Below are 18,851 nucleotides of genomic sequence, written 5' to 3' on the forward strand. Positions count from 1 at the left end.
CAGTGGCAAAGCAAAAGAAAATTCCGATGAGAAAATGTGTGGCGACTGGCGAAATGAGACCCAAAAAGGAGCTTGTTCGAATCGTTCGTTCGAAAGAAGGAGAAGTTTCGGTTGATTTAACAGGAAAGAAAAATGGACGCGGTGCTTATATCACTCTTGATAAAGACTGCATTTTAAAGGCGAAAAAGAAAAATGTGCTATCCGTCCATTTAGATGCGCCTGTTCCGGAATCTATATATGATGAATTAATTCAGCTAGCTGAGAAGGAGAAACCTTCATTGCCATGAATGGACAATGGAAATCTTTATTAGGCCTTGCCTATCGGGCAAGAAAAGTGATTTCAGGAGAAGAACTTGTTTTGAAAGAGGTTCGAAATAAGCGTGCAAAACTCGTTTTATTGGCAGACGATGCTTCTTCTAACACGAAGAAAAAAATTACGGATAAATGTTCGTTTTATAAAGTTCCGCTCGTGATTGCCCCAAACCGATACGAACTTGGGCAATCGATCGGTAAGGAAGAAAGAGTAGTTGTTGCCGTGACGGAAGAAGGTTTTGCCAAGAAGTTGAAGCTTCTACTTGAATAACTACTTTGGGGGTGAACGTATGGGTAAAATGCGAGTATATGAATATGCAAAACAACAAAATATAACGAGCAAAGAAGTAATCCATACATTAAAAGAAATGAATATAAATGTTGCAAACCACATGTCAATGATCGACAGCAATACAATTGAAAAACTCAATGGACGATATCAAAAGGAACAACCTAAGAAAAACGTTCAAAAAGATCATCAACCAAAACAAAAGGAAGAAAAGCATGCAGCATATGATGACATTCCATTTGATGACGATGAGGATATCGTATTGAACAAGAAAAAATCAGGCAAAAAACCTTCTCCAAAACGCGAGGAACGCAAACAAAACGTTCCGATTCAACAAACGAAACATAAAAACAAAAAAAATGGAAAGAAAAACAAAAAAGCGGTTCAAAATGAAGCTCCAAGCAAAAAAGAATTGCCGTCCAAAATTACGTATCAAGGCTCTTTAACAGTCGCTGAGCTTGCCAACAAACTCCATAAAGAACCGTCAGAGATCATTAAGAAGCTCATGATGCTCGGCGTCATGGCAACAATCAACCAAGAGCTGGAGAAGGACATTATCGAACTGATCGCTTCTGAATACGGCGTTGAAGTGGAAGAAGAAATTGTTTTCGATGAAACGGAATTTGAAAAGTATGAAATCGAAGACAAGGAAGAAGATCTTGTCAGCCGTCCTCCTGTTGTGACAATTATGGGGCATGTTGACCATGGGAAAACGACTCTTTTAGATTCCATTCGAAAAACAAAAGTGGCTGAAGGCGAAGCTGGAGGCATTACGCAGCATATCGGCGCTTACCAGGTTGAAGTGGAAGGGAAAAAGATCACATTTTTAGATACACCTGGCCATGCAGCGTTTACAACAATGAGAGCCCGCGGTGCTCAATTAACAGATATTACTGTTTTAGTCGTTGCTGCAGATGATGGTGTTATGCCGCAGACAGTTGAGGCAATTAACCATGCAAAAGCTGCGAATGTGCCGATTATTGTAGCGGTCAACAAAATGGATAAGCCGACGGCAAATCCTGACCGTGTGATGCAGGAATTAACGGAACATGGCCTTGTACCGGAAGATTGGGGCGGCGACACGATATTTGTGCCAATTTCGGCATTAAAAGGTGACGGAATTCCTGAACTATTGGAAATGATCTTGCTCGTTGCGGAAATGGAAGAGTTAAAAGCGAATCCGAATCGTCTTGCAACCGGTACGGTTGTTGAAGCAAAGCTTGATAAAGGCAGAGGTTCAGTTGCAACATTGCTTGTTCAAAACGGAACGCTTCGTGTCGGTGATCCAATTGTTGTCGGAAACACATATGGACGGGTGCGTGCGATGGTGAATGATGTCGGAAAACGTGTAAAAGAAGCTTTACCGTCCACTCCGGTTGAAATCACCGGTCTTCATGAAGTTCCATTAGCCGGCGACAGATTTATGGTATTTGAAGATGAGAAAAAAGCGCGTCAAATCGGTGAAGCCCGTGCGAAAAAACAGCTGGAAGAGCAGCGCAGCGAAAAGACAAAGCTAAGCCTTGATGATTTATTTGAACAAATTAAGCAAAATGACATGAAAGAAATTAATTTAATCGTCAAAGCAGATGTGCAAGGTTCCGTTGAAGCTCTTTCATCAGCTCTTCAAAAAATCGATGTTGAAGGAGTAAAAGTAAAAATTATTCACACCGGTGTCGGTGCCATTACGGAATATGACATCATGCTTGCCTCTGCTTCCAACGCTATTGTGATCGGCTTTAATGTTCGCCCGGATGTGAATGCGAAGAGAACAGCGGAAGCGGAAAACGTCGACATTCGCCTTCACCGCATCATTTATAAAGTGATCGAAGAAATCGAAGCGGCTATGAAAGGTATGCTTGATCCTGAATACGAAGAAAAAGTGATCGGTACCCTTGAAGTGCGGCAAACATTCAAAGTTTCTAAAATCGGTACAATTGCCGGCTGCTACGTCACAGATGGTTCTGTTACACGCGACAGCGGCGTTCGCTTAATTCGGGACGGAGTCGTGATTTTTGAAGGAGAAATTGACACTTTAAAACGTTTTAAAGATGATGTAAAAGAAGTTGCTCAAGGATATGAGTGCGGACTTACGATTAAAAACTTTAACGATATTAAAGAAGGCGACACGATTGAAGCGTTCATCATGGAGGAAGTTAAAAAATAATGCTCGGGATGGTATCATGTGAATGCATGATTTTTGAAGCTTCTTCTTTAAAAGAAAAACGTGCAGTAGTGCAACGAATTATAAAAAGACTGCAAAATAAATTTAATGTCAGTGTTGCAGAAATCGGCTTTCAGGATGCATGGCAGCGGACCGAAATCGGCATTGCCTGCCTTGCATCGAGCCGCGCCATCGCGGAAAAAGAACTGAACCAGGCATTGAAGTTGATCGATTCTTTTCCTGAAATTGAACGAACCATTACAACATTTGACTGGTTTTAGCAAATGAGGTGATGAAATGAGCCTAAGAGCAAACAGAGTAGCTGAACAGATGAAAAAAGAGCTAAGCGATATTATTGGCAGAAAAATTAAAGACCCGAGAATTGGATTTGTAACTGTAACGGACGTTCGCTTAACAGGGGATTTGCAAATCGCTAAAGTATATATTTCTGTATTGGGAAATGAGGAACAGAAGGAAAACACGATGAAGGCGCTGGCGAAAGCCAAAGGATTTATCCGCTCTGAAATCGGGTCGCGGATTCGGCTGCGGAAAACTCCGGAAATTCATTTTGAATTTGACGAGACAATTGATTATGGCAATCGAATCGAATCATTAATCCATGAATTGAAAAAAGAAGAAAGAGATCATGAAAGCTGAGGCATCCCGTTTCACAATTGTGTAACGGGTTCTTTTTTCATGATTGCAGCTGGCAAAAGGAAGGTGTGACTGTGGACGGCGTTCTTCTCTTACATAAACCTAGAGGAATGACTTCAAATGATTGTGTCCAAAAAGTGCGCAAATTGTTTCGAACGAAAAAAGCGGGGCATACTGGTACATTAGATCCGGATGTCTCAGGCGTGCTCCCTATTTGCATCGGCAAGGCAACAAAAATTTCGTCATATTTAATGGCTGAGAATAAGGAATACATTGCTGAAGTAACATTAGGAGCTGCCACTGAAACAGAGGATGCTTCTGGAAGCATTATTGCTGAAAAAGAAGTAAAGCTCCCGCCATCAAAAGAGGAAATTGAACGAGTGCTGGAAAGCTTTCGCGGAGAAATTGAACAAATTCCGCCAATGTATTCTGCTGTAAAAGTGAATGGAAAAAAATTATACGAATACGCGCGTGAAGGGAAAGTAGTCGAAAGGCCGAAAAGAAGGGTTGTCATTCATGCCATACACCTTTTAAGCGATATAAAACAACATGACAAAACGGCTTCCTTTTCCATTCAAGTCTCTTGCTCAAAAGGGACATATATTCGAACTCTCGCGGTCATGATCGGAGAAAAATTAGGGTATCCTGCTCACATGTCTGAATTGGTGCGAATAAGATCCGGCCGTTTTCATTTACATGACTGCGTCACGTTTTCTGCGGTCGAGCAATGTTTAAAAACGGGAGATTTGCCAAACGGTTTTCTTACCATAGAGGAAGCATTAAATCAATTGCCGAAAATTAAAATAAATGATACATTAGCAAAGAAAGTAAAAAACGGAGCGATGTTGGAAATGAACGAGGATTTCCAGCATATTGGACAAAATGATGTTGTAGCAATATGGAATAATCGAGAAATTATTGCCATATATAAAAAGCATTCAGAAAAAAACAATGTGCTTAAACCCGTCAAGGTGTTAAAAACGAATGAATAGGTAAGAAAAGGGGAACTTTCGGTGAAAATGATAAAAATAACACATCCACACCATTTGGCAAAACAAAATGTGCCGAAATCGGTAATGGCGCTCGGATTTTTTGATGGAGTCCATAAAGGGCATCAAAAAGTCATTCAAACAGCTAAACAGAAGGCTGAAGAATTAAATGTTGAATGTGCGGTGATGACATTTGATCCGCACCCATCCATCGTCTTAAAAAAAAATATTCAACAAATAGAATATATTACTCCTTTACAAGAGAAACTGAAGTTTATTGAAGATCTTGGAATTGATCGATTGTATTTAGTCGAATTTACAGAAAGCTTTAGCTCGCTTCAGCCTCAACAATTTGTCGATCAATATATTATCGGATTAAATGCCATTCACGTTGTGGCCGGTTTTGATTTTACATTCGGCCGGTTTGGAAAAGGGACAATGGAAACTTTGCCTTTCTATTCAAGAGGAGCCTTTACGCATACGACGGTTGAAAAGCTGACAGACGGTGAAAGAAAAATCAGCTCTTCCCTCGTTCGAAACGCTATTAAAAATGGTGATGTTTCTTATGCATGCTCTCTTCTAGGGCGGCCTCATCAAGTATCCGGAAAGGTAATCCATGGAGAAAAGCGAGGGCGGACAATCGGCTTTCCAACCGCAAATATTGAACTAAGCGAATCCTACATTACTCCTCCGACAGGGGTATATGCGGTCAAAATCAGCATGAATGGGAAGGAATATGCGGGCATATGCAATATCGGTTATAAGCCGACATTTCATGAAAAAAGACCGGACAAGCCGAGCATAGAAGTTCATATTTTTGATTTTCATGAAGAAATTTATGATATAGATGTGACCGTAAAATGGTTCAAACGAATACGCAGTGAACAAAAGTTTTCTGGTGTGGAAGAATTAATTGCCCAAATCAAACGGGACATCAAGGAAGCTAAAGATTTTTTTCAGCGGCTGACAGAATCGGATAAAATCACGGCTGAAAAAAATTTTTAATGGAACCTCCTTGCTTTTTCTTGGGAAAAATAGTATTCTTATTCTTGTAACTTTTAACCGCTGCGTGGCAACGCGAGTCACCGACGCTTGCTAGGTAGCCGGGGATTATATTTAGGAGGTGGACAAGGATGGCTTTAACGCAAGAACGGAAAAATGAAGTGATTGAGCAATTTAAAACACATGAATCAGATACTGGTTCTCCTGAAGTGCAAATTGCTATCCTAACTGAAAAAATCAACATTTTAAATGAGCATTTGCGCGTTCACAAAAAAGACCACCATTCACGCAGAGGTCTTTTGAAAATGGTTGGGAAACGCCGTAATTTGTTGACGTATTTGCGCAATAAAGATGTTGCACGGTACCGTCAACTCATCAATAAACTCGGTTTGCGTCGTTAAGTTGTATGGAAGCGGGAGATTTCCCGCTTTTTTACTGTATTCAAAAAAGTTTATGACAGATTACATAAAAACGATATAGATTGAAAAGTTTAAAAATAACATTTTTGTACAATTTATGTGCGAAGATAGACTTTGTCAATGAAAGAGGGGTTCAAAACAAGTATGGATCAAGAGAAACATGTTTTTTCCATAGATTGGTCCGGACGGAAGCTGACTGTTGAAATCGGCCAGCTGGCGAAGCAAGCGAACGGCGCCGTTTTAGTCCGCTATGGAGATACGGTTGTTTTATGTACGGCAACCGCTTCGAAGGAAGCAAAAGGAGTGGATTTCTTTCCCCTAACGGTCAATTATGAAGAAAGGCTTTATGCTGTCGGTAAAATCCCGGGAGGGTTTATTAAACGAGAGGGTAGACCGAGTGAAAAAGCTATTTTAGCGAGCCGTTTAATCGATAGACCGATTCGCCCGCTGTTTCCAGAAGGGTTTCGCAATGAGGTTCAAGTAGTCAGCATGGTGATGAGCGTCGACCAAGATTGTTCTTCCGAAATGGCGGCTATGTTTGGATCTTCGCTCGCGCTGTCAATATCGGACATTCCGTTTGAAGGTCCGATTGCCGGAGTCACGGTCGGCCGCCTTGATGACCAGTTTATCATTAATCCAACTGTCGAACAGCTTGAGAAAAGCGATATCCATTTAATCGTAGCCGGCACGAAAGATGCCATCAACATGGTGGAAGCAGGAGCCAATGAAGTGCCTGAAGAAACGATTTTAGAAGCAATCATGTTTGGCCATGAAGAAATCAAACGTTTGATTGCATTCCAAGAAGAGATTGTAGAAAAAATCGGAAAAGAAAAAATGGAAGTCGAATTATATAAAATCGATGAGGAGCTTGAAAAAAGAGTTCGTGAAATGGCTCTTGCCGACTTATTGCAAGCTATCCAAGTGCCTGAAAAACACGCCCGCGAAGATGCTATTAATGAAGTGAAAGAGAAAACTGTCGCAATATTTGAGGAAGAAGAAGCAGATGAAGAAACGATTAAGCAAGTAAAAGAAATTTTGCACAAGCTCGTGAAAGAGGAAGTGCGCCGTCTCATTACAGAAGAAAAAGTGAGACCTGACGGACGAAAAATTGACGAAATCCGTCCATTATCGTCTTCCGTCGGAATTTTGCCGCGCACGCACGGTTCAGGTCTTTTCACCCGCGGCCAAACACAAGCCCTGTCTATTTGTACGCTCGGAGCTTTAGGAGACGTACAAATACTTGACGGACTCGGCGTGGAAGAATCAAAGCGGTTCATGCATCACTACAACTTCCCGCCATTTAGTGTCGGGGAAACCGGTCCGATGAGGGGGCCTGGCAGACGGGAAATTGGTCATGGAGCGTTGGGAGAAAGAGCGCTTGAGCCAGTCATACCTTCCGAGCGCGATTTTCCGTACACAATTCGTCTCGTTTCAGAAGTGCTTGAATCAAATGGTTCAACTTCACAAGCGAGCATTTGTGCAAGCACCTTAGCGATGATGGATGCCGGCGTGCCGATTAAGTCGCCTGTTGCTGGAATTGCAATGGGACTTGTAAAATCTGGTGACAACTATACGGTTTTAACAGATATTCAAGGCATGGAAGATGCGCTTGGTGATATGGACTTTAAAGTCGCTGGTACAGAAAAAGGCGTCACTGCGCTGCAAATGGACATTAAAATTAAAGGCTTGTCCCGTGAAATTTTAGAAGAAGCGTTAAAACAAGCTCGCAAAGGCCGCCTTGAAATTTTGAAATCGATGCTGGCGACAATCTCTGAACCGAGAAAACAATTATCGCCATATGCTCCAAAAATTTTAACCATGGTCATCAATCCGGATAAAATTCGTGACGTGATTGGACCTAGCGGAAAGCAAATTAACAAAATCATTGAAGAAACAGGAGTAAAAATCGATATTGAACAAGATGGCACAATCTACATTTCTTCCGTAGACGAAGGAATGAATAAAAAAGCGAAGAAAATTATTGAAGATATTGTAAGAGAAATTGAAGTCGGACAAATGTATTTAGGAAAAGTTAAACGGATCGAGAAATTCGGCGCATTCGTGGAACTGTTTAACGGAAAAGATGGTCTTGTCCACATTTCTGAGCTTGCAGAAGAGCGGGTAGGAAAAGTGGAGGATGTTGTGTCAGTCGGTGATGAAATTTTAGTCAAAGTGATGGAAATCGATAAACAAGGTCGTGTCAATTTATCAAGAAAGGCCGTTTTAAGGGACCAAAAAGAGCAGCAAAAGTCTTGACCGGAGCCAGGGAAAACCCGGCTTCTTTTCCATTTTTGCGGTTGGCAGTTCTATCTTGTCCCCTTTTTTCATAGTTTTATAAGTGAAAAAGGGGATGTTGAGATGAAGCGAAAAAAAGGGAAAATAGCCATTTTTATATTGATCATACTTTTTTCTTATGTCATATTGGATAATCGTTATACATTGATCTTTCTCCAGCAATTAAAAGCAAAACATGAATTCGCTGTATCTGGCGGAGATTCGTTGTATCAAGAAATCGTTGCCAAAGCAAAAGAGTATGAAATTCCTCCGGAAAATGCTGAAATACATAGAGTTTGGAAAAAAACGCCCGGTTATAATGGGCGATCAGTCGACATTGACGAATCGTATAAGAGAATGAAGAAAAAGGGTTCTTTTGATCCGAAGCTTCTTGTATTCAAGCAAATTCCGCCTTCTGTTCATTTAAGCGATTTGCCGAACGAAGCGATCTACCGTGGACATCCGGATAAGCCAATGGTATCCTTTTTAATAAATGTTGCATGGGGAAATGAGTATCTTCCTAAAATGTTGGCCGTGCTAAAAAAGCACCATGTCAAAGCGACGTTTTTTTTAGAAGGAAGATGGGTAAAAGAAAATCCTGAACTGGCTAAAATGATTGTAGAAAGCGGCCATGAAATTGGAAATCATTCATACTCGCATCCAGATATGGCCCGCCTGCCGTCTGCAAGAATTAGACAAGAGATGGAAGAGACGAACAAAATCATCAAAGCGACGACAGGAAAAAACGTGAAATGGTTTGCGCCACCAAGCGGCAGCTTTCGCAAGGAGGTCGTAGATATAGCGGCAGAAATGAACATGGAAACGATCATGTGGTCTGTTGACACGATTGATTGGCAAAAGCCGCGGCCTGAAACGTTAATCAATCGAGTGATGTCAAAAATTCATAACGGCGCCATGATCTTAATGCATCCGACGTCATCGACCGCAGAGAGTCTAGATTCATTAATTAAAAAGATTAAAGAAAAAAATCTTTCCATCGGTTCACTTTCTAGTCTGCTGGATGAAAAACGTCTTGACTGATTGGAAGAACAGGGGGTTACAATTTGATCAAGAAATATACATGCCAAAATGGTGTTAGAATCATTTTAGAATCCATTCCGACTGTTCGCTCCGTTGCTATCGGAGTTTGGATTGGCACAGGTTCTAGAAACGAGACGAAAGAAACAAACGGTATTTCTCATTTTTTAGAGCATATGTTTTTTAAAGGAACAGAAAAAAGAACAGCTAGAGAAATTGCAGAAGCTTTTGACAAAATTGGCGGTCAGGTGAATGCCTTCACCTCAAAAGAATACACCTGCTATTATGCAAAAGTGCTCGATGAGCATGCAAATTATGCACTTGAAGTGCTGGCTGATATGTTTTTCAACTCAGTATTTGAAGAAGAAGAATTAAACAAAGAACGAAATGTTGTTTTAGAAGAGATCAAAATGTATGAAGATACTCCAGACGATATTGTGCACGATTTGTTAAGCCAGGCTGCGTTTGGCGATCATCCGCTTGGCTATCCGATTTTAGGCATAGAAAAAACTTTATCTAGTTTTACCGGCGATGCGTTGAAAAGCTATATGGAAAAATACTATACTCCTGACAATATCGTCATTTCAGTAGCTGGAAACGTTCAAGAAAGCTTTATTCAAGAGGTTGAGAAATGGTTCGGCAATTTTAAGTCGTCTCATAAAAAAGAAAAATATAAGGAACCGGTTTTTTTGGACCAAAAAATCGCCAAGAAAAAAGAGACGGAGCAAGCGCATCTCTGCATTGGGTTTAAAGGGTTGAGAGTCGGTCATGACGACATTTACAGCTTAATTGTGTTAAACAATATTTTGGGCGGGAGCATGTCAAGCCGATTATTCCAAGAGGTGAGGGAAGAAAAAGGGCTTGCTTATTCTATTTTCTCTTACCACACTTCATATGAAGACAGCGGAGTGCTCACAATTTACGGTGGGACTGGAAGAAACCAGCTGAATATTTTATTTGAAACGATTTTTCAAACAATTGAAAAATTGAAAAAAAGCGGTATTACTGAAAAAGAATTAATGCATTCAAAAGAACAAATTAAAGGGAATTTAATGCTTAGTCTTGAAAGTACAAATGCAAGAATGAGCAGAAACGGCAAAAATGAGCTGCTCTTAGGCAAACATCGATCTTTGGATGAAATTATCGAAACGGTTAACCGTGTTGATATCATGAGCGTCAATGAACTTATTCAACATATTTTTACAGATGAATATGCTGTATCTTTAATTAGTCCGGAAGAGAATCTTTCTTCTACAATTCCAGAATTAAAATGCCTGCTATGATGGATTGGCGGGCATTTTTTATTTGCCAAAAACGTATACATGTATGGAAAGCTATGTTCATCAGTTTCGAATCAATCTCTGCCTGTGAATATGTTCGTATATTTATAATGAAAGAGGGGAGCCAATACTATGCGTTTATCCGAGTTAAGCGGAAAAGAAATCGTCGATGTAAAACGAGCGGAACGTCTAGGCGTGCTCGGTCAAACAGACTTTGAAATCAATGCGGAAACCGGACAAATCACGGCGCTTATTATTCCTTCTTTAAAGTGGTTCGGTTTAAGGAAGCAGGGACATGATATTCGAGTACCGTGGGAGCATATCAAAAAAATTGGTCAAGATATGATCATTATTGACGTACCGGAAAATTCCTTAAATAAAATTGATGACTAATGAAGATCCGCCGGCTAAAGAAGCCGGCTTTATTTCTTTGGCAATTTTTCGATGCGATTCACCTATCGGCTGCCGCCTACATAATATGCTTAAAACAGGGAGCTAATTATGGTTTTCGAAACTGAACTGAATTGCCATAAAGAAGGTGAAAAAAGGATGTTAACTGGCTTAAACGTTGCTGTAATTGGCGGTGACGCCCGGCAGCTAGAGGTGATCCGAAGGCTATCAGAGCACGATGCCAATCTATTTTTAATCGGATTTGATCAGCTTGAACATGGGTATACAGGATCAGTGAAAATAAACAGCCATAATATTAGTCTGGAAGGAATGGATGCAGTAATATTGCCTGTTTCAGGAACCGGAAGCGAAGGACAGGTCGAAGCAGTTTTTTCCGCTGAAGAAATCGTACTGACAAGAGAAATGGTGGCCTCCACTCCTGAGCATTGCATCTTTTATTCTGGGATACGCACAAAATATTTAGAAGAGTTAATGGAAAAAGAAAAACGAAAGCTTGTACCGATACTGGACCGTGATGATGTAGCGATATATAATTCCATTCCGACAGTAGAAGGGACCATAATGCTCGTTATTCAACATACTGATTTTACCATTCATGGTTCCAACATTGCCGTTATCGGATTTGGACGGACAGGAATGAGCGTTGCCCGCACTTTTGCAGCATTAGGAGCTAATGTGAAGGTAGGCGCTCGCAAACAGAAAGATTTGGCCAGGATCACGGAAATGGGAATGAAGCCGTTTCATTTGAGTGAACTGAAGGACGAATTGTCGTCGATCGATATTTGCATTAATACAGTTCCAGCGTTGGTGTTGTCTTCTGATGTTTTGGCAGCTATGCCTGTCCACGCTCTTATTATCGATTTAGCATCAAAGCCGGGGGGAACCGATTTCCACTATGCTGAAAAAAGAGGTATGAAAGCCATTTTAGCACCTGGTCTTCCAGGAATTGTCGCACCGAGGACAGCGGGCCAAATTTTGGCGAATGCGTTGACAATCCTTTTAACTGAACAGCATCAGCTTGAAAGGAGTATGGATAATGGAAGTGAAAGGTAAACGGATCGGATTTGGTTTAACAGGCTCTCATTGTACTTATGATGCGGTATTTCCGCAAATTCAAAAGCTCGTTGAAAAAGGAGCAAACGTTTTGCCAATTGTCACCTCGACCGTAAAGACGACAACAACTAGATTCGGGGAAGGAGAAGAATGGGTCAAAAGAATTGAAGAAGCGACTGGAAATCAAGTAATTGATTCGATCGTGGATGCCGAGCCTTTAGGTCCGAAAATTCCTCTTGATTGCATGGTCATTGCGCCGATGACCGGCAATTCGATGAGCAAACTGGCGAATGCCTTGACGGACTCTCCTGTATTGATGGCTGCAAAAGCGACTATGAGAAACCATCGCCCCGTTGTACTAGCCATTTCTACAAACGATGCTCTCGGGTTAAATGGCGTAAATTTAATGAAGCTAATGGCGGCAAAAAATATTTTCTTTGTTCCGTTCGGCCAAGATGCACCCCACCAAAAACCGAATTCAATGGTGGCGAATATGGATCGGTTAGTGGAAACAGTTGAACATGCGCTTGAACATAGACAGCTTCAGCCGGTTATTATTGAACATAAAAAATAATCAAACAAATAAAACGCTTTCATGAAAAATCGCTCATCACTTTTTTTGGCTACTGTGATACAATTAAACGTAATACGAATACATGATTATTCGACTCTGATGCATTTTGGAAGGAGATAGATAGAAAATGGCTCAAAAAGGTTTTCATGTAGCAGTTGTCGGAGCAACTGGAGCAGTAGGAACACGAATGATCGAAACATTGGAAAAAAGAAATTTTCCTGTGGAAACTTTAACGTTGTTATCATCCGAACGATCTGCAGGAAAGACAGCTACATTTAAAGGAAAACCAATCACAGTACAAAAAGCGGAACCGGAGAGCTTTGAAGGGGTTGATATCGCTCTTTTCAGCGCTGGAGGAAGCGTGTCGAAGCAGCTTGCACCGGAAGCAGCCAAAAGAGGCGCGGTCGTGATCGACAATACGAGCGCATTTAGAATGGATGAAAACGTTCCTCTCGTAGTACCGGAAGTGAACGAAGAGGATATAAAATGGCATAACGGTATTATTGCCAACCCGAATTGTTCGACGATCCAAATGGTTGTTGCATTGCAGCCGATCCGTAAAGCGTTCGGGCTGAAAAAAGTCATTGTTTCCACTTATCAAGCAGTATCAGGTGCGGGGGCACAAGCGATCCAGGAATTGAAAGAACAGTCTAAAGCGATTTTAGAAGGAAAGCCGTTTGTACCTGAAATTTTACCTGTTAAAAGTGACGAAAAACATTATCAAATTGCGTTTAATGCAATTCCGCAAATTGATAAGTTCCAGGAAAATGGATTTACATTTGAAGAAATGAAAATGATCAATGAAACAAAAAAAATTATGCATATGAAGGATCTGGAAGTTGCAGCGACCTGCGTCCGCTTGCCGGTCGTCATCGGGCATTCAGAATCAGTCTACATTGAAATCGACAGGGACGATGTTACTGTAAATGATATTCGCAATGTATTAAGAGATGCGCCTGGCGTTACGCTTGAAGATGATCCGGCAAATCAAATTTATCCAATGCCTGCTTTTGCAGAAGGCAAATACGATACATTTGTAGGCCGAATTCGCAAAGACTTAGATCGGCCAAACGGCTTCCACCTTTGGGTTGTATCCGACAATTTATTAAAAGGAGCAGCGTTAAACTCTGTACAAATTGCCGAAAGTTTAATTAAACTGAAACTAGTATAAGGTGAAAAGAAGAGAGTTGAAGCCATCAGCTCTCTTCTGTTTAGTTATTTTATAGAGGTGAACATCATGAGCATTGTTGTTCAAAAGTTTGGAGGAACGTCTGTCCGTGATGAACAAGGCAGAAGACATGCGTACGAACATATAAAGGAAGCCTTGTCTGAGAAAAAAAAAGTGGTCGTCGTCGTATCAGCGATGGGGAGAAAAGGAGATCCGTACGCAACAGATACGCTGATCAGCCTTGTGGAAGGCGGGATCGACACCATTTCCAAACGTGAACAGGATATGTTGCTGTCCTGCGGAGAAATCATCTCTTCTGTCGTATTTACTAGCATGCTAAAAGGGAAAGGAATAAAAGCGGCAGCTTTAAGCGGAGCGCAGGCAGGTTTTTTGACGACAAATGAACATACAAATGCTAAAATATTAGAATTGAAATGTGATCGCCTGCTCGGGCTTCTAGAAACAAATGATGTCGTTGTTGTCGCAGGCTTTCAAGGAGCACAAGCAAATGGAGATGTGACGACAATTGGGCGCGGCGGCAGTGACACTTCAGCAACAGCACTTGGAGCAGCTTTAAAAGCAGAATATGTAGACATTTTTACAGATGTGGAAGGAGTTATGACAGCGGATCCACGTATTGTTAAGGATGCAAAGCCCCTTTCATTTGTGACGTATACGGAAATTTGCAATTTGGCCTATCAAGGAGCAAAGGTGATTCATCCGCGTGCGGTTGAAATCGCTATGCAAGCCAAAATCCCGATTCGCATTCGTTCCACTTATTCTAAATCGAAAGGAACGATCATCACTTCTCACCATCAGGACAAACTAGGTGCGGACATAAAAGAACGTTTAATTACTGGAATTGCTCATGTTTCCGATGTCACGCAAATTAAAGTAGATGCAAAAGAAGGGAATTTCCGTTTTCATCAAGAAATTTTTAAAGCGATGGCTACAAGCGGAATTAGCGTCGATTTCTTTAATATTACCCCTAAGAGTGTCATATATACTGTTCATGGGGATGTAACGGATCTTGCTGTTGGAATTTTGAAAGAGATCGGATATGATCCGATGATCACGCGGCATTGTGCAAAAGTCTCAATTGTAGGAGCAGGCATTCAAGGAGTTCCTGGAGTCGCTTCCAAAATCGTTGCTGCTTTATCGGAGGAAGGGATACAAATTTTGCAATCGGCAGACAGCCACACAACAATTTGGGTGCTTGTGAAGGAAAGTGAAATGATTCAAGCAGTTAATGCACTTCATAAAGCGTTTGATCTTGGAAAATAATCGATAAAGGTGTGAGGAACAAGTGGGTATGTTTGGAAGAATTTCAACTGCAATGGTTACCCCGTTTGACAATAACGGGAATATTGATTTTCAAAAAACGGAAAAATTAGTAGAATATTTAATCCATCATGGAACAGATTCAATTGTTGTGGCTGGAACAACGGGTGAATCTCCAACTTTAACAACGGAAGAAAAGCTCGCTTTATTTAAACATGTCGTTTCTGTTGTCAATAAAAGAGTTCCAGTGATTGCAGGGACAGGTACAAACAATACAAGAGCTTCCATAGAACTGACAAAAAAGGCGGAACAAACCGGCGTCGATGCGATTATGCTTGTCACTCCATACTACAACAAACCGAATCAGGAAGGGATTTATCAGCACTTTAAAGCGATAGCAGAAAGCACGCATCTTCCTGTGATGCTTTACAATGTGCCTGGCAGAACATCGTCCTCGATCGCGCCTGAAACGGTTATTCGTCTATCGGAAATTGACAATATCGTTGCGATTAAAGAAGCTAGCGGAGATCTTGATAATATGGCCAAAATTATCGAGAAAACGCCAGATGATTTTGCTTTATACACTGGGGACGACAGCTTAACGCTGCCGACATTATCAATAGGCGGTGATGGCGTCATATCTGTAGCCTCCCATGTTGTAGGAGATGAAATGCAAGAAATGATTCAAGCCTTTTTGTCAGGTGATGTGAAAAAAGCCGGAAGCCTTCATCGAAGACTTCTCCCATTAATGAAAGAACTGTTTAAGGCGCCAAACCCTGTTCCAGTAAAAGCAGCGCTGCAAATAAAAGGTCTGGATGTTGGTCCGGTTCGCTTGCCGTTAGTTCCGTTAACAACAGATGAGCGAACATCATTAGCCGCTGTGATCCATGAATTAGGCTGATCATCGTGATTAGCCTTTTTTTATTTTAAAAATTCCACTCTGCCCCATTCAAAACAGCTGTGTCTAGCGGCTTAATTTTTCGGATAAGTGTGCCTGATATAAATTAACTTGTATTCCATTTCTTTCATCAGGTATAATATTGCTAAGTGCTTTGGACGGGGATATTTAGGGAGGATCACTAACACTTATGAAAAAAGCTGAAAAAATTCAACTTATTGCTTTAGGAGGGGTTGGGGAAGTCGGAAAAAACCTGTACATCGTCGAAATCGACTCGGATATTTTTATTGTGGATGCCGGCTTGAAATATCCTGAAAACGAGATGCTCGGAATTGATGTGGTGATACCGGATATTACATATTTGCTTGAACGTAAAGATAGGGTTCGGGCCATCTTCTTAACAAATGGCAGATTGGATCGGATCGGTGCGATTTTCTACATTTTAAAACATATCAATGCGCCAGTTTACGGAACGAAATGGACAATTGCCTTGACAAAAGAAAGAATGAAGCAATATTCTGTTACCGCTGATTTTCGCGAAGTGAATATGCGAAAGCCTGTACATTTTCCTCAAGTGACGGTTTCTTTTTTTCGCACATTCTCAAATATTCCTGATTCTATGGGAGTTTGTTTCCATACGTCAATGGGAGCGATCGTGCATACAGGCGATTTTAAATTAGAGCAATCCTCGATCGGAAGTCATTTTCTTGATTTTGGTAAAATGGCGGAAATCGGTAATAGCGGAGTTCTTTGTTTGCTTTCCGACAGTATCAATGCAGAAAGACCCGGCTTTTCTGGTTCCGAAGCTCTTGCCGGAGAAATGATCAACGATGTTATGTATAATTCGCCTGGAAGAGTTGTTGTATCTGTAGCAGAGACGAATATTTACCGAATTCAGCAAATTTTCAATGCCGCAGTTGAGACTGGAAGAAAAATAGCAATTATAGGGAAATCGTTTGCCAAAATTATTGAGCTTGCAAGACAATTACGGTATTTAAAGGCTGACGATGATTTGTTTATTCCGGTGTCGCATTTAAAAAAGCTTGAAAAACAAAACTCTGTTCTACTATGTGCAAGCGATTCATTCGATCCGCTTGCGGAAATTTCAAAAATGGCCAAAGGCATTCACAAGCAACATCATATAACTTCCGATGATACGGTTTTAATTGCTCAGACCCCAACACCCGGACAAGAACTTATTTATTCGAAAACGATTGATTTGCTGTTTCGAGCAGGAGCCAATGTTGTTTCGATTGATAAAAAAGCGTTTTTTTCTGGTCATGGCTGCCAAGAAGAGCTGAAGCTTATGCTACATTTAATGAAACCAAAATACTTTATTCCCGTTCATGGTGAATTTAAAATGCAAATAGCGCATGCTAAAATTGCGCAATCGATCGGAATACGCGAAGAAAACATTTTTTTGCTCGATCAAGGAGATGTGGTTGAATTCACCCCTAAATCTGCCAAAACGGTTACAAAAGTACCTTCTGGAAATGTACTCATTGACGGGCTTGGTGTAGGAGATGTTGGAAATATCGTGCTAAGAGACCGGCGTTTGTTATCTCAGGACGGCATTTTAATTGTTGTTGTTACGTTAAACAAAGAGATGAAAAAAATTGTCGCTGGTCCTGAAATTATATCAAGAGGGTTTGTGTATGTTCGTGAGTCTGAAAGTTTAATTTCCAAAGCTACGAAAATGGTGCATGACACACTGTCGTCTTGTATGGAAGATGTTTCAATGGATTGGTCAACAATGAAACAAAACATTCGCGACGTCTTGAATCAATTTTTATATGAGCAAACGAAGCGCCGCCCGATGATTTTGCCAATTATTATGGAGGTTTAGACAAAAAGCAGGCCGACGAAGCCTGCTTTTTTCACATTTTTAAAACGGTTTCCTGGCCGCATGAAAAAATGGATTCCGTTCATACTAACATCATAACGGTAAGAAGAAAGGATGATTGGGATGAACGGAAATGCTGATCAACCGACTGTTCAGCCAGTGGAAAAGGGAAGCGAAAATGTAGTTGACAAAATTCAGCAGTTAGGACAAACAAACATTCCGCAAATGGATCAGGAAACAAACATTCATTGTTTGACCATTATCGGTCAAATTGAAGGACATATACAGCTCCCTGCTCAAAATAAAACAACGAAATATGAACATATCATTCCGCAAATTGTGGCGATCGAACAAAATATGAAAATAGAAGGACTGCTCGTCATTTTAAATACTGTCGGCGGCGATGTTGAAGCAGGACTTGCGATCGCTGAAATGCTTGCTTCGCTTACGAAACCGACTGTATCCATCGTTCTTGGCGGCGGACATTCTATCGGTGTGCCCATCGCTGTGTCATGCGATTATTCATTTATTGCGGAAACGGCTACGATGACGATTCACCCGATAAGGTTAACCGGTTTGGTCATTGGTGTTCCGCAAACGTTTGAATATCTTGATAAAATGCAGGAGCGGGTTATTAGTTTTGTAACAAAGCATTCCAATATTACAGAAGATAAATTTAAAGAGCTGATGTTTTCAAAAGGAAATTTAACAAGGGATATTGGAACAAATGTTATCGGTCAAGATGCGGTTAAGTACGGCTTGATCGATGAAATAGGCGGTGTAGGAAGCGCGATGAAAAAATTGAACGAGCTTATTTTGGAAAGAAAGAATGGAAAAGGAGGGGACATCCTTCAATGATTTTATACACGACTGTTCCTGAAGAGCTCATTTTTCCATCAGATCAAGAAGCTTTTCAAAAAAGGCACATTATTGAGATGAACGGCATTTCATTATTAATAGAAGAAACGGGAGAAAATCAATGCCAAATCGTCAGAGTGCTTTCAACCAATCCAAACCATTATTTATTGGAATCTGTTTTCCCCGGTCAAAAAGTACCTTTTTTTCGAAGCTAACATTCCTTTTAAAGACAACATCGTTGCTAGCATACCTAAATTCAAGTTTGTATGATATAATATGGACACAAACAGTCGTTCGCAGCCAAATAGTGGCTGCGTTCTTGTTTTACATAATACATAGGTGGGATT

The 18,851-nt window shown here is 40.8% G+C and carries 20 protein-coding genes; all 20 read left to right on the forward strand.

All coding sequences use genetic code 11. The annotated features are described in order from the left end of the window. Nucleotides 1-2 precede the first annotated feature (2 nt). The 20 genes from rnpM (at nucleotide 3) to NSQ61_RS05045 (ending at nucleotide 18,719) form a co-directional block, all read left to right on the forward strand. Nucleotides 3-287 (forward strand): RNase P modulator RnpM, encoded by a 285-nt coding sequence (gene rnpM, locus NSQ61_RS04950; protein WP_063386702.1) that lies wholly within the window; start codon nucleotides 3-5, stop codon nucleotides 285-287. After that, complete coding sequence (locus tag NSQ61_RS04955) at nucleotides 284-583, forward strand: YlxQ family RNA-binding protein (RefSeq protein WP_063386703.1); 300 nt, start codon at nucleotides 284-286, stop codon at nucleotides 581-583. The genes rnpM and NSQ61_RS04955 overlap by 4 nt, the downstream gene beginning before the upstream one ends. A gap of 19 nt (nucleotides 584-602) precedes the next feature. Then, nucleotides 603-2,765, forward strand: a complete 2,163-nt coding sequence (gene infB, locus NSQ61_RS04960) for a translation initiation factor IF-2 (protein ID WP_340806149.1) — start codon at nucleotides 603-605, stop codon at nucleotides 2,763-2,765. Then, nucleotides 2,765-3,043, forward strand: coding sequence for a DUF503 domain-containing protein (locus NSQ61_RS04965; RefSeq protein ID WP_063386705.1), 279 nt, complete (start codon nucleotides 2,765-2,767; stop codon nucleotides 3,041-3,043). The genes infB and NSQ61_RS04965 overlap by 1 nt, the downstream gene beginning before the upstream one ends. 16 nt (nucleotides 3,044-3,059) lie before the next feature. After that, nucleotides 3,060-3,419, forward strand: coding sequence for a 30S ribosome-binding factor RbfA (gene rbfA, locus NSQ61_RS04970; RefSeq protein WP_063386706.1), 360 nt, complete (start codon nucleotides 3,060-3,062; stop codon nucleotides 3,417-3,419). A gap of 71 nt (nucleotides 3,420-3,490) precedes the next feature. Further along, the gene (truB, locus tag NSQ61_RS04975) at nucleotides 3,491-4,408 is read left to right on the forward strand and encodes a tRNA pseudouridine(55) synthase TruB (RefSeq protein ID WP_327847715.1); all 918 of its coding nucleotides are present in this window, start codon (nucleotides 3,491-3,493) and stop codon (nucleotides 4,406-4,408) included. 21 nt (nucleotides 4,409-4,429) lie between these two features. Beyond that, nucleotides 4,430-5,410: a bifunctional riboflavin kinase/FAD synthetase gene (gene ribF, locus NSQ61_RS04980; protein WP_339196516.1), complete on the forward strand. Its 981-nt coding sequence runs from the start codon at nucleotides 4,430-4,432 to the stop codon at nucleotides 5,408-5,410. A gap of 128 nt (nucleotides 5,411-5,538) precedes the next feature. Further along, nucleotides 5,539-5,808, forward strand: a complete 270-nt coding sequence (rpsO, locus tag NSQ61_RS04985) for a 30S ribosomal protein S15 (RefSeq protein WP_063386709.1) — start codon at nucleotides 5,539-5,541, stop codon at nucleotides 5,806-5,808. Nucleotides 5,809-5,970: 162 nt separating this feature from the next. Then, the gene (gene pnp, locus NSQ61_RS04990) at nucleotides 5,971-8,082 is read left to right on the forward strand and encodes a polyribonucleotide nucleotidyltransferase (protein WP_063386710.1); all 2,112 of its coding nucleotides are present in this window, start codon (nucleotides 5,971-5,973) and stop codon (nucleotides 8,080-8,082) included. 102 nt (nucleotides 8,083-8,184) lie between these two features. Next, nucleotides 8,185-9,141: a polysaccharide deacetylase family protein gene (locus tag NSQ61_RS04995; protein ID WP_340806157.1), complete on the forward strand. Its 957-nt coding sequence runs from the start codon at nucleotides 8,185-8,187 to the stop codon at nucleotides 9,139-9,141. A gap of 23 nt (nucleotides 9,142-9,164) precedes the next feature. Next, on the forward strand, nucleotides 9,165-10,421 hold the full coding sequence (locus NSQ61_RS05000; protein ID WP_340806160.1) for a M16 family metallopeptidase: 1,257 nt from the start codon (nucleotides 9,165-9,167) through the stop codon (nucleotides 10,419-10,421). A 129-nt stretch (nucleotides 10,422-10,550) separates the two neighbouring features. Then, nucleotides 10,551-10,811, forward strand: coding sequence for a YlmC/YmxH family sporulation protein (locus tag NSQ61_RS05005; RefSeq protein WP_063386713.1), 261 nt, complete (start codon nucleotides 10,551-10,553; stop codon nucleotides 10,809-10,811). Between the two features lie 156 nt (nucleotides 10,812-10,967). Next, on the forward strand, nucleotides 10,968-11,882 hold the full coding sequence (dpaA, locus tag NSQ61_RS05010; protein ID WP_340808050.1) for a dipicolinic acid synthetase subunit A: 915 nt from the start codon (nucleotides 10,968-10,970) through the stop codon (nucleotides 11,880-11,882). Further along, complete coding sequence (locus tag NSQ61_RS05015) at nucleotides 11,866-12,456, forward strand: dipicolinate synthase subunit B (protein ID WP_063386715.1); 591 nt, start codon at nucleotides 11,866-11,868, stop codon at nucleotides 12,454-12,456. The genes dpaA and NSQ61_RS05015 overlap by 17 nt, the downstream gene beginning before the upstream one ends. A gap of 127 nt (nucleotides 12,457-12,583) precedes the next feature. Then, entirely contained in the window at nucleotides 12,584-13,627 is a 1,044-nt protein-coding gene (gene asd, locus NSQ61_RS05020) for an aspartate-semialdehyde dehydrogenase (protein ID WP_063386716.1), read from the forward strand. Between the two features lie 66 nt (nucleotides 13,628-13,693). Then, nucleotides 13,694-14,908, forward strand: a complete 1,215-nt coding sequence (dapG, locus tag NSQ61_RS05025; RefSeq protein ID WP_063386717.1) for an aspartate kinase — start codon at nucleotides 13,694-13,696, stop codon at nucleotides 14,906-14,908. A gap of 22 nt (nucleotides 14,909-14,930) precedes the next feature. Further along, entirely contained in the window at nucleotides 14,931-15,806 is an 876-nt protein-coding gene (dapA, locus tag NSQ61_RS05030) for a 4-hydroxy-tetrahydrodipicolinate synthase (RefSeq protein ID WP_117016776.1), read from the forward strand. A 187-nt stretch (nucleotides 15,807-15,993) separates the two neighbouring features. Then, nucleotides 15,994-17,649, forward strand: a complete 1,656-nt coding sequence (locus tag NSQ61_RS05035; protein ID WP_063386718.1) for a ribonuclease J — start codon at nucleotides 15,994-15,996, stop codon at nucleotides 17,647-17,649. A 120-nt stretch (nucleotides 17,650-17,769) separates the two neighbouring features. Further along, nucleotides 17,770-18,504: a ClpP family protease gene (locus NSQ61_RS05040; RefSeq protein ID WP_066246454.1), complete on the forward strand. Its 735-nt coding sequence runs from the start codon at nucleotides 17,770-17,772 to the stop codon at nucleotides 18,502-18,504. Beyond that, nucleotides 18,501-18,719: a YlzJ-like family protein gene (locus NSQ61_RS05045; protein WP_066246452.1), complete on the forward strand. Its 219-nt coding sequence runs from the start codon at nucleotides 18,501-18,503 to the stop codon at nucleotides 18,717-18,719. The genes NSQ61_RS05040 and NSQ61_RS05045 overlap by 4 nt, the downstream gene beginning before the upstream one ends. The last annotated feature ends 132 nt before the right edge of the window (nucleotides 18,720-18,851 follow it).

This window comes from Aeribacillus sp. FSL K6-1121 (genome assembly GCF_038003725.1).
Classification (GTDB): Bacteria; Bacillota; Bacilli; order Bacillales; family Aeribacillaceae; genus Aeribacillus; species Aeribacillus composti.